Origin of the sequence: Streptomyces sp. CA-181903 (genome assembly GCF_050937075.1) — a bacterium.
Classification (GTDB): Bacteria; Actinomycetota; Actinomycetes; order Streptomycetales; family Streptomycetaceae; genus Streptomyces.
Genome location: NZ_JBNJLY010000001.1, coordinates 3206686 through 3221509 on the forward strand (window position 1 = coordinate 3206686; position 14824 = coordinate 3221509).

At 73.0% G+C, this 14824-nt stretch carries 10 protein-coding genes; 5 read left to right on the top strand and 5 right to left on the bottom strand.

From position 1 onward, the window contains the following. Positions 1-124: 124 nt before the first annotated feature. Positions 125-883 (bottom strand): dioxygenase family protein, encoded by a 759-nt coding sequence (locus ACQEVS_RS14240; RefSeq protein WP_433027550.1) that lies wholly within the window; start codon positions 881-883, stop codon positions 125-127. 244 nt (positions 884-1127) lie between these two features. On the opposite strand from ACQEVS_RS14240, the gene ACQEVS_RS14245 reads away from it, so the two are divergent. After that, positions 1128-1634 (top strand): MarR family winged helix-turn-helix transcriptional regulator, encoded by a 507-nt coding sequence (locus tag ACQEVS_RS14245; RefSeq protein ID WP_433020192.1) that lies wholly within the window; start codon positions 1128-1130, stop codon positions 1632-1634. A 142-nt stretch (positions 1635-1776) separates the two neighbouring features. On the opposite strand, the gene ACQEVS_RS14250 is transcribed toward ACQEVS_RS14245, so the two are convergent. Together ACQEVS_RS14250 and ACQEVS_RS14255 are read right to left on the bottom strand one after the other, a co-directional pair. Next, on the bottom strand, positions 1777-3294 hold the full coding sequence (locus ACQEVS_RS14250) for an MFS transporter (protein WP_433020195.1): 1518 nt from the start codon (positions 3292-3294) through the stop codon (positions 1777-1779). Between the two features lie 358 nt (positions 3295-3652). Next, positions 3653-4285 (bottom strand): TetR/AcrR family transcriptional regulator, encoded by a 633-nt coding sequence (locus ACQEVS_RS14255; RefSeq protein ID WP_433020198.1) that lies wholly within the window; start codon positions 4283-4285, stop codon positions 3653-3655. A 272-nt stretch (positions 4286-4557) separates the two neighbouring features. Here ACQEVS_RS14255 and ACQEVS_RS14260 point away from each other — a divergent pair, with 272 nt between their 5' ends. Together ACQEVS_RS14260 and ACQEVS_RS14265 are read left to right on the top strand one after the other, a co-directional pair. Next, positions 4558-5814 (top strand): M6 family metalloprotease domain-containing protein, encoded by a 1257-nt coding sequence (locus ACQEVS_RS14260; protein ID WP_433020201.1) that lies wholly within the window; start codon positions 4558-4560, stop codon positions 5812-5814. A gap of 527 nt (positions 5815-6341) precedes the next feature. Then, a complete protein-coding gene (locus ACQEVS_RS14265; RefSeq protein ID WP_433020204.1) occupies positions 6342-7808 on the top strand; it encodes a hypothetical protein in 1467 nt (488 codons plus the stop codon). 209 nt (positions 7809-8017) lie between these two features. On the opposite strand, the gene ACQEVS_RS14270 is transcribed toward ACQEVS_RS14265, so the two are convergent. Further along, on the bottom strand, positions 8018-10372 hold the full coding sequence (locus ACQEVS_RS14270; RefSeq protein WP_433020207.1) for a tetratricopeptide repeat protein: 2355 nt from the start codon (positions 10370-10372) through the stop codon (positions 8018-8020). Positions 10373-10532: 160 nt separating this feature from the next. Here ACQEVS_RS14270 and ACQEVS_RS14275 point away from each other — a divergent pair, with 160 nt between their 5' ends. Next, on the top strand, positions 10533-11009 hold the full coding sequence (locus ACQEVS_RS14275) for a GNAT family N-acetyltransferase (protein ID WP_433020210.1): 477 nt from the start codon (positions 10533-10535) through the stop codon (positions 11007-11009). A 175-nt stretch (positions 11010-11184) separates the two neighbouring features. On the opposite strand, the gene ACQEVS_RS14280 is transcribed toward ACQEVS_RS14275, so the two are convergent. Beyond that, the gene (locus ACQEVS_RS14280) at positions 11185-12192 is read right to left on the bottom strand and encodes a helix-turn-helix domain-containing protein (protein ID WP_433020213.1); all 1008 of its coding nucleotides are present in this window, start codon (positions 12190-12192) and stop codon (positions 11185-11187) included. A 70-nt stretch (positions 12193-12262) separates the two neighbouring features. Between ACQEVS_RS14280 and ACQEVS_RS14285 the strand changes: the two genes are divergently transcribed. Then, positions 12263-13780, top strand: coding sequence for an MFS transporter (locus tag ACQEVS_RS14285; protein ID WP_433020216.1), 1518 nt, complete (start codon positions 12263-12265; stop codon positions 13778-13780). The last annotated feature ends 1044 nt before the right edge of the window (positions 13781-14824 follow it).

Below are 14824 nucleotides of genomic sequence, written 5' to 3' on the forward strand. Positions count from 1 at the left end.
TGAGGGCCGGCGCACCGGCCACGCCCCCATGGCCGTCGGGGCGCCGGTCCGCCGCGGTCCGCGGCGTCGGGCGGGTCGCACCGCCGGGCACCCGTCGGCGGGCTTCGCGGCCGCCGGGGAGTCGTCAGCCGAACTGCACCGACCGCTTGGCCAGTCCCAGCCAGAACCCGTCGATCACACTGCGCTGGCTGTCGAGTTGCCCCTCGGCCGCCCCCAACGTGACGAAGAGGGGCGCGAAATGCTCCGTGCGCGGATGCGCCAGACGGGCCGCGGGCGACTTGCGCGTGAAGTCCAGCAGGGCGTCCACGTCCTGCGCCTCCAGCGCCTCCCGCCCCCAGTGGTCGAACTCGGCGGACCAGGCGGGCGTACCGCCCTGGTGCCGCAGGGCGGCCAGGTTGTGGGTGAAGAAGCCGCTGCCGACGATCAGCACGCCCTCGTCGCGGAGGGGTGCGAGCCGGCGGCCGATCTCCATGAGGCGCACCGGGTCGAGCGACGGCATCGACATCTGGAGCACCGGAATGTCGGCGTCCGGGTACATCTCGACCAGGGGGACGTACGCGCCGTGGTCCAGCCCGCGTTCGGGCATGTCCTGGACGGGGAGGCCGGCGCCGCGCAGCGTGGAGCGGACCCGTTCCGCCAGGGCGGGGGCGCCCGGGGCGGCGTACCGGACGCGGTAGTAGTGCTCCGGGAAGCCCCAGAAGTCGTAGACGAGCGGGACGGTCCGCGTCGCGCCGAGCGCGAGCGGCGCCTCCTCCCAGTGCGCCGAGACCATGAGGATGGCGCGCGGCCTGGGCAACTCGGCCGACCAGGCGGCGAGCTGGCCGGGCCACAGCGCGTCGTCGGCGAGGGGCGGGGCGCCGTGGGAGAGGTAGAGGGCAGGCATCCGTCCGGAGGCCGGGGCGGAGGCGGGGTTTGGGCGGGGGGCCGAGGTGTCGTCCGGCACGGTCACTCCTGAGCTCGCTCGATCGACGTGATCGACGTACTGGACGCGATCAGCGGGGTCGACGTGATCAATGTGCTTGAACTTTCAAGCTCTACAGCCTCACTTTAGACCGGCTTTATTTAGACTTCAAGAATCCCCGAGGGGCCGACCGACCGGCCGCCCGACGAGTGGAACAGTGGATGTCATGAGGAAAGAACCCGCAACGGACCCGGCGGAGCCCCGCTGGCTCTCCGCCGAGGAGCAGGCGACCTGGCAGGCGTACCTGCACGCCACCACGCTCCTGGAGGACCATCTCGACCGCCAGCTCCAGCGTGACGCGGGGATGCCGCACATCTACTACGCGCTGCTCGTCCAGCTCTCGGAGGCCCCCCGGCGCCGGATGCGGATGACCGAACTGGCCCAGCAGGTCAAGATCACCCGGTCCCGGCTGTCGCACGCCGTGGCGCGGCTGGAGAAGAACGGCTGGATGCGGCGCGAGGACTGCCCCTCCGACCGGCGCGGGCAGGTGGCGGTGCTCACGGACGAGGGGTACGAGGTGCTGCGGAGGACGGCGCCCGGCCATGTCGCGGCGGTACGGGCCGCGATCTTCGACCGGCTCACGCCCGAGCAGGTCGCCGAGCTGGGCGAGATCTGCGCGACCATCGCGCGCGGCCTCCAGCCGGCCGGCGCGGACCTGCCCTGGCTGCGCTGAGGCAACCGCCCGCGGCCCTTCCGGATACGGCGAAGCCCCCGCACGGAGCGATCCGTGCGGGGGCTTCGGCCTCGTTCGGCCTCTCGGCCACCGGAGGAACCGCGGCCGCCGGGCAGCGCGGGCCTCGGTGGGGCCTACGGTCTCAGTGGGCCATCACCGGGACGGCGTCCTCGACGGCGCCTTCCCCGTCGCCCGCGCCCGCCTTGGCCGCGGCGTTCGGGCGGCCGGCGTTGACGAAGACCACGGCCACCAGGGCGGCCAGCGTCAGGATGCCCGTCGCCCAGGCGATGCCGACCTGGAAGCTGTGCACCGTCGCCTTGATGCCCAGGACCTGGATGGCCTCCTTCGTCGTGGCACCCGCGCGGTGGGACGCGGCGTAGTCGTCCCTGGCGCTGTTGGCCAGGGTGTTCAGCAGGGCCGTGCCGATCGCGCCGCCGACCTGCTGCGAGGTGTTGACCATCGCGGAGGCGACACCGGCGTCACGGGCCTGGACGCCGTGCGTCGCGAGGCTCATCGCCGGCATGAACGCCGTACCCATGCCGATGCCCATGAGCAGCAGGCCCGGCAGGATGCCCGTCACGTACGAGGTGTCGACGTCGATCCGGGTGAGCCACGCCATGCCGAGGGCGGCGGTCAGGAAGCCGGGGCCCATCAGCCAGCGGGCCGGGACCCGGGTCATCAGCCGGGCGCCGATCTGGGTCGAACCGGTGACCATCATGGCGATCATCGGGAGGAAGGCCAGACCGTTGGTGATCGGGCTGTACTCCTTGATGCCCTGGAGGTAGAAGACCAGGAAGAGGAACAGACCGAACATGCCGATCGAGGCCAGGCCGAGCGCGCCGTACACGCCGCCCCGGTTGCGGTCGGCCACGACGCGCAACGGCAGCAGCGGCGACTTGACCTTGCCCTCGACGACGACGAACGACACCAGCAGCACCGCCGCGGCGGCGAACAGGGTGAGCGTCAGACCGGCGGTCCAGCCGTCGGTCTCGGCGCGGGTGAAGCCGTAGACCAGCGAGACCAGGCCGAGGGTGGCCAGGATGACGCCGGGGATGTCCAGCTTCGACGGGTTGCGGCTGCCCTCGGGCTCGTGGATGACGGCGACGGCACCGGCGGCGGCCACGGCGGCGAAGGGGATGTTCACGAAGAACGTCCAGCGCCAGTTGAGGTACTCGGTGAACACACCGCCGAGCAGCAGACCGACGGCACCGCCGCCACCGGCGATGGCACCGAAGATGCCGAACGCCTTGGCGCGCTCCTTCGCCTCGGTGAAGCTGACGGCGAGCAGCGACAGCGCCGACGGCGCGAGCAGCGCGCCGAAGACGCCCTGGAGGCCGCGGGCGGCCAGCAGCATGCCGGTGTTGACGGCGACACCACCGAGCGCGGAAGCGACGGCGAAACCGATGAGGCCGGTGATGAAGGTCTGCTTGCGGCCCCACAGGTCGGCTATTCGGCCGCCGAAGAGGAGCAGTCCGCCGAACGCGAGCGCGTAGGCGGTGATGACCCACTGCCGGTTGCCGTCCGAGATGCCGAGGTCGGCCTGGGCGGACGGCAGCGCGATGTTCACGATGGTCGCGTCGAGGACGACCATCAGCTGGGCCATGGCGATGAAGATCAGCGCTTTCCAGCGCCGGGGATCCGGGGTGGTGATGTCTGGCATGGAAGGGCCTGCCTAGTGATGCGAGAGGTGAACGAGAACCGAAGGAATGACGGAGCGCCGGGTGCGGGTGTGACGTGCCGTGGGCGAGACGGCGGACACACCCGGCACGGCCGGTGAAGCGGCTGGCGCGAAGCACTCGGGCCGGTGGGGTTCGACGGATCGAACGGGCCTGGGTACCGCACGAGTTGGAAGGACCGGACGGACTGGACGGGTCGAGCGGGCCGGACGGACCGGAAGGGGCGGACGGGCTGGACGGGTGGAGCGGTGGATCAGGACGGACGGTACGAAGGACGTTCGGATCGGACCGAAGGACCTTCGGATCGGACTATGGCAGACGGGTCTGACAACGGGGCCGGACCTACCGCCGGTTGTGGCGCAGTTCGTCGAGAGTCGCCGCCGAACCGGGCAGTTCGGAACGGGCCGGGGTCATCAGGCCGTCCAGGAACAGCTGGAGGTGCCGGTGGACGAACCGGTCGAAGTCCAGACAGCCCTTGCCCGGCAGCGGTCTGGTCAGTTGGGTGAGGGCGACCATGAGGTCACCGACGTCGATGTCGGAACGCAACTGCCCCGCTTCGCGGGCGGCGGCCATCAGCTCCCGGATGTTCCGGTCGAGCCGGTCGCGCGCCTCGACGAGATCCGGATGACCGCGATCCACATCGGAGTCGAGCAACGGGCACAGCGCGCCCACCCGTTCGTCTGCCGCGGCGTGGACGAACCGCCTCAGCGCACGGAAAGCATCGGGCTCCTCGGCTCGTGCTGTCTCGGCGCAGTCCGCGATGCGGTCCATCACCGAGAGGGTGACATGGTGGATCAGCTCGCGGCGGTCCGCGAAGTGACGGTACAGCGTCGCATTGCCGACCCCGACGCGTCGAGCGATTTTGTCGAAGGAGAACTCGGCCCCGTGCTCGACCAGCACTTCGCGGGCGGCGGCGATGATGCGCTCCCGATTGCGCTGGGCATCGGCGCGCAGCCGCGGCGAGGGTGTGGTCACGACGGGTCTCCTCTCTCCTTGCGGGCCTCTTCTTGCGGGTCTCTCCCCGCGAGCCGAGCCGGCCCCGGGCCAAACGGGGAAGGCTTCCCCGTTTGCGCGGGGACGAGAGGTTAAACGGGGAGAAGCTCCCCGGAAATTTCCCCTCCGCGGGAATTTACGATGTGGCCTGCGTCACGTTTGAAACGACCGCTGTCCCCCGCTTGCCGTACCCCCGGAAGCGCACGGGCGTACGACCGCCCAGGGTGTTAGTCACCCGGCAGGAGGTGACAGGCATGAAAACCCTGGCCATCCCCGTGGTGGCGGCCGCGCTGTTCGCCCTCACCGCACCGGTGGCGGGCCGGGCGGGCGCCCACGAGCCGGTGGCGATGCCCGCCGCCGGACCGGATCCCACCGGCCGCCCCCCGTCCGGGCCCTGCGCCCTGCGCTCGGGCACCCGCTCCGTCTCCGAGAGCGCCCGCACCCCGCGCGGCTACGCCCGCTCCCGGGGGACCGTACGGGCGATGACCCTCTTCATCGACTTCCCGGACGCCCCGGGCAAGGGCAGCCCGCGGAAGCGGTACGCCGAGTTCTTCCCGGCCGTCTCCGACTTCTACCGGACCAGCTCCTACGGGCGCCTGGACTACCGCTCCACGCCGCTGCTGCGCTGGATCCGCATGTCGCGCCCGTACGCCGCGTACGGCATCCGGCGCGGCACGCCGTTCGACACCCGCAGCGACAGCGGCTACCACGCGCTCGCCAAGGAGATCGTCGCCGCCATCGACGGCACGGTGGACCTGCGCCGCTACGACCTGGTCAACGTCCTGGCCAGCCCGGACGCCGGGCCTCCGGCGACGGAGGACGTCCGTTCGGTGACCTTCGCGGGGGCCCCGACGGGCCTGCGGACCCGCCACGGCGCCGCCCTGAAGAACGTCTCGTTCATATGGAGCCGCCAGACGGGCGACAGCCCGTACCGCGTCCTCGTGCACGAGAACGCCCACAGCTTCGGCCTCCCCGACCTCTACGCCGCCGGTCGCGGGGACCGCGTCGTCTCCCCCGTCGGGCACTGGGACCCGATGGACGAGGACTGGGGACCTTCGAACGACTTCCTCGCCTGGCACAAGTGGAAGCTGGGGTGGCTCGCGCCACGGCAGGTGCAGTGCGTCACCGTGGCCGGCAGCCGTACGTTCACGCTCACCCCCACCGCGACTCCCGGTGGTACCAAACTCGTCGTCGTCCCCGTCTCCCGCCGCCGCGCCGTCACCCTGGAGGCCCGCACCCGGGGCCCCCTCGACCACGCGGTCTGCCGCCCCGGGGTCCTCGTCGCCACCGTCGCCACCGACCGGCCCTCGGGCACCGGCCCGGTCCGTGCCATCGACGCCACCCCTCACGGCCGCGGCTGCTACACCACCGACCCCAATGTGACGGCGAGCCTGAGCGACGCTCCCTACCCGGTCGGCGGGCACTGTGTGGTCGACGGCGTCACCGTCGACGTCCTCGGCCGGGACGCGCACGGCAAGTGGCGGGTGAGGGTGACGCGTTCACGGCACTGAGCCTCGGGGGCCGCGGAGACCGTCAGGTGACGAGTGCGACGGCAGTAACGTGGCGGGGGAAGGCGGGGAGGAGTTGCCGCCGTCGGTGAGCGGGTGAGCGTGACGAGGGGGACCTGGGGTGCGGGACGACGTGCGGGAGTTCGTGCCGGAACGGGTGCCGGTGCCGGTTCCGGTAGCGGTTCCGGTTCCGGGACGGATACGGGTGCCGGTGGGCGCGGACGCCGTGCGGTGGGTGACCCGCGGCCGGGTGAAGCGGGTGCTGTTCGTCGTCCACAACGTCACGTCGGCGACGCGGTTGCTCGATGTGATGCCGCTGTTCGACGGGGACCTGCGGGTACAGATGGCGGTGACGTGCACCGGGTCGTCACCGTTTCTCGCGGGGGTACCGGAGCTGCTGGCGGGGGTGGGGCTGCCGGTGCTGCCGTGGGAGCAGGCGAAGGAGGAGGCGCGTGGCTTCGATGTGGTGATCGCGGCCAGTTACGGTGGTGAACTGGAGTTCTTTGAGGGGAAGTTGGTGGTCCTCTCGCATGGAGTTGGCTACAATAAAAGGCTGGCCGCGCCGGGAGCCGGGAGCCGGGAGCCGGGAGCCGGGAGCCGGGAGCCGGGAGCCGGGAGCCGCTGCCGTCGCCCTCGCCGCCCCTGCGACCGCCGCGCCCGTCTTCGGCCTCGGCCCCGAGTGGCTGCTCCATGACGGACGCCCCCTCGCGACGGCGACCGTCCTCTCCCACCCCGAGCAGCTCCGGCGCCTGCGCGCCGCCTGCCCGGAGGCGGCCCCCACGGCCGTCCTCGCGGGCGACCCCTGCTACGACCGCATCCTCGAAGCGCTCCCCCAACGCGACCGCTTCCGCCGCGCGTTCGGCGTCGCCCCCGGTCAGCGGCTCGTCGTCCTCAACTCCACCTGGGCGCCGCGCGCGCTGTTCGGTGACGGCGCGGAGGACCGGCTGTCCTGGCTGCTGTCCCGGCTGACCTCCGAGCTGCCCGCGGACGAGTACCGGACGGTCGCCGTCCTGCACCCCAACATCTGGTACGGGCACGGGCCCGGGCAGGTCCGCGCCTGGCTGGAGCGGGCCCGGCGGGCGGGGCTGACGCCGGTCGACCCGCTGGAGGACTGGCGGCAGGCCCTCATCGCCGCCGACTGCGTCATCGGCGACCACGGCAGCGTCACGTACTACGCCGCGGCCATCGGCCGGCCGGTTCTCCTCGCTTCCTTCCCGGAAGCCGATCTCGACCCCGACTCGCCGGTGGCCGCGCTCGGCCGGACCGCGCCGCGCCTGCAGGCGTCGGACGATCTGCGGCACCGGATAGCGGCGGTGATCGAGTCCCACGACCCGCGCGGCTACGCCACTTTGGCGGAGCTGACGAGCTCGGCGCCGGGGCGTTCGGCCGTGCTGCTGCGCCGCCTCCTCTACCGGATCATGGAGCTTCCCGAGCCGGCCGGGCGCCCGGCGCTCCTCGGCCGGCTGCCTCTTCCCGTTCACCAGCCCGCCGTGCGGACCGCTCCCGTCCGCGTCCTCACGCGCGTCCTGCGGGTCGAGCCGCCCGAGGTGGCCGTCGTCCGGTACACCGATCCGGCGTACGAGCCGGAGGAGCCCGGCGCGGAGGCCGCGCATACGGTGGTGCACGAGGACACGTCCGACGTGTCTCTTTTGGAGAACGCCGATGTCATCCTCCGGGATGGTGATCCGGACGATCCGCGGGTCGGGCCACCCGCTGTCTGGGCCTCCGAAGTCGCCGCGCGGTATCCGTATTGCGGGCTCGCCGCTTATCTCACCGGGGTCGATCGCGGGACCGTCCGTACGCGCGGGGGTGAGCTGCTGCGGCTGGCTGCCGTGCCGGGTGGGGACGGGCGGGCCGATCTTTGTGATCCGGCCGCGTATGTGTCGGGGCTGTACGCCTGGTTGGGGGATGGGCATGAGGTTCCGGCTGAGCTGACCGTCGTCACGGGGGCGGTGCGGCATCGTGTCGTAGTGGAGCGGGTGGACGCTTCGCGGTGAGGGTGCCCCGGTCCCGCCCTTTCACCATTTCTTGCGGGGCAATCCCCCGCACCCCCTAAGCGCCCTGCGGGCGCTGTCCTCAAACGCCGGACGGGCTGACTGTTCAGCCCGTCCGGCGCTTGAGGACGAGCGGCGCAGCCGCGAAAAAGGGGGTCTGGGGGCTTGCCCCCAGGAATCGGCGAAGGAGCGGGACCGGGGCCGGGGCACCCTCACCCCCCAGTCAAACCCGCCCGCACCCGCGCCGCCCCCACCCCGTCCCCGCCCCGCTCGTACAACTCCTCCGCGCGGCGCAAGAACGCCACCCTCCGTTCCGCGTCCTCCGCGCAGCGGGCCCGCATTTCGGCCGCGTCCGCCTGCTGCAGCTCGGCGCCCTCGTGGTCCATGACGGCCAGGGCCTCGTCGAGGCAGAGCCGGGCCGCGTCGGGGGCGCCGGCGGCGAGGTGGGTTTCGCCGAGGCTCATGTAGACGCGGCCCTCGTTGTAGAGGTCGCGCTCGGGCAGGGCCCGGAACAGGGCCAGGGCCGTGTGCAGGGTGCGGACGGCCTCCTCGTACCGTCCCGCGCCGCGCAGGGCGCGGCCGATGTGGTCCTCCAGGAGGGCGAGGCCGCGGGGGACGTCCCGGGCGCCGTCCTCTCCCGGCCCGATGCGTCGCAGGAGTTCCCGGGCGCTCGTGAAGCAGTCCCGTGCCTCCTGCCACCGCCACTGCCTCAGCCGCAGCAGTCCCAGGGATTCGACGGCGGTGGCCTGGCCGCGGAGGTGGCCGGCGGCGCGGTCGGCGTCGGCGGCCTCGGTCAGCGCGGTCTCGGCCTCGTCCCACTGGCCCCGGCCCAGGTACGCGAAGGCGAGCTGGGCGAGCACGCGTCCGACCGCCCGCGCGTCGCCGAACTCTCCGGCCTGGCGGCGGGCGGCGGCGGCGCCGCGCCGGTGGGTGTCGATCCACTGGTCGTGGAAGCCCAGCCGCAGGTGCAGCCCCCAAGTGGCCTCGCACAGCTGCCAGACCAGGTCGTCGAGACCGAAGTGCTCGGCGACCCGGACCGCCGCCGCGAGGTTCGCGCGTTCGCGGCGCAGTGCGGCGAGAGCGGTCCGGCCGTCGTGGGGATCGCGGCCGGCGGGCAGGGTCAGGCCGTGGTAGGCGGGGCCCAGGCGCCAGCGGCCGGGCATCACCCGGAAGTCGGCCGCCGCCGCGAACCGCAGGTACCAGATGATCATCCGGCGTGTCGCAGCGGCGAGTTCGGCGGGGGCGTCCTCCGCGCGGGCCCGCCGTTCGGCGTCCGCGCGGACGAGGTCGTGGAGGCGGTACCGCTCCTCCCCGACCTCCTGAAGGAGGTGGACGCCGGCCAGTTCCTCCAACAGGACGCGCGCCGCGCCCTCGGTGGTGCCGGCCAGCCGCGCGGCGGCTTCCACGCCGGTCTCCGGCCCCGGCCAGAAGCCCAACAGCCGGTAGAGCCGGGCGGCTTCGGGGCTCAGCTCGCGGTAGGTCAGGTCGTGAGTGCGGCGGACGGCGTCCGTCCCGTTACGGTCGTCCATCCCCTCAGGGTTCCCCGGAACCGGCCCGGCGAGCCGTCGTTCGACGGTCTCCCAGCTGAGGTGCTCGCGGCCGGCGACCAGCGCGCCCGTCTCGCAGAGCGCCAGGGGCACCCGTCCACAGCGCCGCGCGACCGCCGCCATGCGCGCCGCGTCGCGCGCCCCCTCGCGTCGTCCGCCCATCGCCACCACCCGCTCCAGCAGGAGGACGGCGTCGGCCTCCGGCAGCGGGTCCAGGGTGAGGAAGCGCGCTCCTGGGTCACCGGCGAGGCCGTTCAGCCGGTAGCGGCTGGTGACGATCACCAGCGAGCCGGGGGCGGCCGGGATCAGCGGTCTGACCTGCGCTTCGCCGGCCGCGTCGTCGAGGAGGACGAGCATCCTGCGGCCGGCGGTGAGGTTCCGGTACAGGTTCTCCTGGCGACGCGGATCGGCGGGGACGCGGTGCGCCGCCAGCCCGAGATCTCCCAGGAGCACGGACAGCGCCTCTCCGGGCCGCGCGGCCGTGCCGGCCGCAGGGCCGCCCAGCCGGACGAACAACTGCCCGTCCGGGAAGCGCTCCTTGAGCCGGTGGGCGCAGTGCACGGCGGTGGCCGTCTTCCCGATGCCGCCCTGGCCGGTGAGTACGGCGACGTGCGCCCCCGGACGTTCGTCGCCGTCGATCAGCTCCTCCAGCGCGGCCAGCACCGGCTCCCGGTCGGTGAACACCCCGCTGGCGGCCGGCAGGACGCGCGGTACGTGTCCGGGACCGGCCCCGAGGCTCGGCGCGTCGGTCTCCCGCACCCAGGCGAGCAGTTCCCGGGCGAAGCCGGGGTCGGTCAGTGCGCGGGCGTGCAGGGCCTCGGCGAGCCGCCGTACCTCGTCCACGCCGACCGGCGGCCCGTCCCCGCCCTCGTCCTCCCCGGCCCGCCGGCCGCGGCCGAGCAGCCGCGCCAGTCCCTCGGCGGCCCGGCGGCCCATCTCCCCCGCGGCCCCGCCCAGCGTCCCCGACGCGGCCGTCTCCAGCGCCCCGAGCACGGCCTCCACGCTGATCGCCAGATCCACAGACCCTCCCCGCCCTCCCCGATTCGACCCGCCGGGACACGCTATCGGTGCGCCCGGCTCCGTCCCAGACCTGCCGCGCATGCGCCCGGCGCGACTCCACGGCACACGCCCGTATGAAGCCGATCACAACCCCTACCGTGGACGGCCCGGCCGTTGGATCGTGATCGACGTCATCCCGAAGCTCCGGAGGTATCGCATGGTGGACATCGGCAAGCTCGCACCGTCCGACAGAGAGGCATGGGAGGCCCTGTTCCGGGCCTACATCGACTTCTACGAGCGCGACGAGCCGCAGGAGATGTACAACACGGCCTGGGCGGCGTTCCAGGAGGACACAACGCTGCACGCGTTCGGCGCGCGGGTGGACGGCCGGCTCGTGGGCTTCACGCACTTCTTCATCCACCCGAACACCTCGGGACCGCAGGTCTGTTACCTCCAGGACCTGTTCACCGACCCGTCCGCGCGCCGGCAGGGCGTGGGCGAGGCGCTGATCGCCGCCGTCGTGGACTGGGCGAAGGAGCGCGGCTGCTCGCGCGTGTACTGGAGCACCCACGAGACGAACGCCACGGCGCGCGGGCTGTACGACCGGGTGGCCGACTACAAGGGGTTCATCCGCTACCAGATCGAACTGCCGCGCTGACGGCGGACGGACGCGGCGGCGCGGCTTCGAGGGAGAGCCGTGGCGCCTTCACGTAGCCACCGAGCCTTCGGGCGGCCCCGCCAGGGGGCACCGCACCTTCAGGGGGCCGGTGCGCCTTCAGCAGGCCGGCGCGCTCTCAGGAGGCCGGCGTGCCTTCGGGGGGGGCGCCGCGACGTCAGGAGGCCAGCGGAGTGGCGGTCGCGTCCTCCGCTCCGGCCCGGTCCCCGCGTCCGTCCACGCGCCCGTCCACGCGGAACGTGCGCCGGTAGGTGTCCGGGGGCACGCCGAACGCGCGGTTGAAGTGCCGGCGCAGCGTCGCCCCGCTGCCCATCCCGACCTGCGCGGCGATCCGGTCGACGCTGTCGTCGGTGCGCTCCAGGAACTCCTGGGCCCGGTGCAGGCGTTGGGTCAGCAGCCACTGGAGGGGCGTGGTGCCGGTGACGGCGGCGAAGTGCCGGCCGAGGTTGCGCGGGCTCATGTGGGCCCGGCGGGCCAGGTCGGTGACGGTCAGCGGCCGGTGCAGCTCCTCCAGCGCCCAGGCCAGCACGTCGGTCAGGCTGTTGCCGTTCTCGGGCGGCACGGGAGCGGTGATGAACTGGGCCTGTCCGCCGGACCGGTGTGGCGCGACGACGAGCCGGCGGGCCACGCCGTTGGCGATGGCGGTGCCGTGGTCGGTGCGGACCATGTGCAGGCAGAGGTCGATGCCGGCGGCCCGGCCGGCCGAGGTGAGCACCGAGCCCTCGTCGATGTAGAGCACCCGCGGGTCGACCTCGACCTCCGGGTGGCGCCGCGCCAGCGCGTCGGCGTGCAGCCAGTGCGTGGTGGCACGCCGCCCGTCGAGCAGCCCGGCGGCGGCCAGGGTGAACGCCCCGGTGCAGATGGACGCCACCCGGGCGCCCGCGTCGTGCGCGGCCCGGACGGCCTCGATCAGGTCGGCGGGCTGCGGCTGGTCGACGTCCTGGCAGGCCGGGACGATGACGGTGTCCGCCTTGGCCAGCTCGTCGAGACCGTGCGGGGTGTCGGCCTGCAGCCAGCCCCCGACCTGTGCGCCCGCCGGGGCGCAGACGGTGAAGTCGTACCAGGAGTCGACGAGGTCCGGTCGGTCCGTTCCGAAGATGGCGCAGGCGGCGGCGAGTTCCAGCAACGGCATGCCGTCGGTGACGGCCAGCGCGACAGAAGCCATGTCCGTAACTGTACGCCCCTCGTCGTTCCGGACACTCGTGGCGGCGGCGGGGCCTCGACAGCATGGGGGCATGACCAAGCATGCGTTGACCAATCGCGCGGCCCCGGCGGCGGTGTCCGGGCCGTCCGCCGGCATCGGCGGCCGGGCGTGGCTGCGGGCCGGCGTCGCGGTGGCGGCGGTGGGCTGGGGGGCCAACCAGTTCGCGCCGCTGCTGCTGCTCTACCGCTCGGAGCTGGGCCTGTCGGCCGCCACGGTGCAGGCCACGTTCGGCCTGTACGCCATCGGCCTGGTCCCGGGGCTGCTGCTCGGCGGTCCCGTCTCGGACCGGTACGGCCGCCGCCGGCTGATGCTGCCGGCGCTGTTCGTCTCGGTGCTGGCGAGCCTGCTGCTGATCGCGGGCGGTTCGCAGGAGGAGCTGTTGTTCGTCGGCCGGCTGGTCTCCGGCGTCGCCAGCGGCGCCGCGTTCAGCTCCGGCACCGTCTGGATCAAGGAGTTGTCCCTCGCGGGCTCCACCCGGGAGGCCAACCCGGGCCCGCGGCGGGCGACGATCACCATGACCACCGGCTTCGCCGTGGGCCCCCTGGTGGCCGGACTGCTCGCGCAGTGGGCGCCGTCCCCCATGACCGTCGCCTACCTGCCGCACCTGGCCCTGGCCCTGGTCTCCATCCCGCTGGTCTGGGGCGCGCCCGAGACCTGCGGCGGCTCGCGTGAGGGCAGCGTGTGGCGGCAGGTGCGGGTGCCCGCCGTGCGCGAGCCGCGGTTCCGTAACGTCGTCGCGCCGCTGGCCCCCTGGGTGTTCGGCTCCGCGTCGGTCGCCCTGGCCTATCTGCCCGGCCTGGTGAAGGACCGCGTCGGCGGCAACGCCCTCGTCTTCGGCGCCGTCGTCACCGCCCTGACCGGCTTCGCGGGCATCCTGGTGCAACCGCTGGCCCGCCGGATGGACGATCCGCGACGGCCGCGGCTGATCGCGTCGTCGATGGCGATCGTGGTGGCGGGACTGCTGGTCTCGGCCGCCGCCGCGGAGACGCTCCAGCCGGTACTGGTGGTGCTCGCGGCACTGGTGCTCGGCGCGGGATACGGGTGCTGCCAGGTGTGCGGGCTGCTGGAGGTGCAGCGGATGGCCGGTCCGAAGGACCTGGCCGGGTTGACCGCCGTCTACCAGGCGCTCTCGTACATCGGTTTCGCCGCGCCGTTCATCCTGGCGGCGCTCCAGGGCTCCGTGCGGGCGAGCGTACTGCTGTGCTGTGCCGCCGGGTTGGCGGTCCTCACCCTGGCGTACGTCACGCTGCGGGCGGCGCGGGGGCAGGGCCCGGCGGTGGCCGGGGCCAAGTCAACTGCCGAAGCAGTGACGGAGGTTGGGACGGCGGCTGAAGCGGCGACGGCTGAGGCCGCGGCGATCGAGACGGCGGATGTCGTGTCGGTTCCCATCACGGGCGCGCCGGTTGACCCGGTCGGCGCGGCAGCCCCGGTCGGCTCGGGTGCTTCGGGCGCCCCAGCCGGCTCGGCCGCCCCGAGTGCCCCGGTTGGCCCGGTCGCCCCGGTCGGCTCGACGCCCGTCGCGCCGCAGCCGGGGGACAGCTCGACCTGACCCGATCAAATCCGGTCCAGCTCAAAGCAATCCGATCAGATTCAGCCTGATCCGATCCGCACAGATCCGGACCCACCCCTCCAGCCGGCCGGGCCGGCGCCGGACGGAAACCGCGAACCCCCGTCGCCCCGTCCCGCCGTCCCGGCCTTCCAGACCCCCGGCTCCTGTGCCCGCCACCCGGCGGGCACAGGAGTTTCCGGGGCCGTTTTCCCGTACGAGGGCATTACCGTGCAGGGGCACCGGGTGGCCGATATCCGTACGCTCCACGCCCGTGTGGCGCGGACCACGTTTACATAATTTCCTTACACACCGGATACCGGAAGAAATAATTCCGTCATCCATTCCCGCAGGTGACGCCGGTCAATTCCAACCGCCCGGACACCAACGGAAGTTCAGGGTTGACCCTTCAAGCGCCTTCATGGAGGATTGGCGTCGTCCTCAGGACGGAAGTTCACACGCGGACGGACGCGGTGACGGCACCCCGGCATTCACACCGGGAAGCCGGAACCGCGCCAGCTACGGGGGGATTGATTATTGAGGCCTGACACGACGCGACCTCGGCCGGCAGGGCCGGCGGCCTGCCGCCGCCCGTCCTGCCCCGCTCCGGCGTCCGACGCGCGATAGCGACCGCGACGAAGAGCAGCGGCCCGGCGACGACGGCTGCGAGCGCCGCCCTACGGGCGGGCGACCGCCCTGTTCCCTAGGGCGTCCCGGTCACCCGGGAGACCGCCGCGCACGTCATCGCGCATCGCGCGGCTCCGCGAGGACGCCATCTCGCCCCCACCCCACCCCACCCCTCTCCTTTCACCGGCTCCGGCGAAGTGCGCTTTCCGCTGCCCGCCACCGGTTTCCGGTCGACGGCCCCCGGCCGCCCCGACGACGACTCCCCCACCCACACACCCCTTTACCGAATTCACCGCAGAGTTTATCAGCGGTTTACCCGGCCTGCGCTCCCAGAGATTCACGATGATTTCACCGGAGCCTTCCCCTGCATTCCCGGCGCTTTCCGGCGCGCGTTTACCGGTGACGCCCGGGGACGGCATC

Bases quoted from the DNA above. Each gene is read 5' to 3' on its own strand.
- ACQEVS_RS14250 (WP_433020195.1), bottom strand. From the start codon at position 3,294: ATGCCAGACATCACCACCCCGGATCCCCGGCGCTGGAAAGCGCTGATC.
- ACQEVS_RS14265 (WP_433020204.1), top strand. From the start codon at position 6,342: ATGGAGTTGGCTACAATAAAAGGCTGGCCGCGCCGGGAGCCGGGAGCC.
- ACQEVS_RS14240 (WP_433027550.1), bottom strand. From the start codon at position 883: ATGCCTGCCCTCTACCTCTCCCACGGCGCCCCGCCCCTCGCCGACGAC.
- ACQEVS_RS14245 (WP_433020192.1), top strand. From the start codon at position 1,128: ATGAGGAAAGAACCCGCAACGGACCCGGCGGAGCCCCGCTGGCTCTCC.
- ACQEVS_RS14260 (WP_433020201.1), top strand. From the start codon at position 4,558: ATGAAAACCCTGGCCATCCCCGTGGTGGCGGCCGCGCTGTTCGCCCTC.
- ACQEVS_RS14280 (WP_433020213.1), bottom strand. From the start codon at position 12,192: ATGGCTTCTGTCGCGCTGGCCGTCACCGACGGCATGCCGTTGCTGGAA.
- ACQEVS_RS14285 (WP_433020216.1), top strand. From the start codon at position 12,263: ATGACCAAGCATGCGTTGACCAATCGCGCGGCCCCGGCGGCGGTGTCC.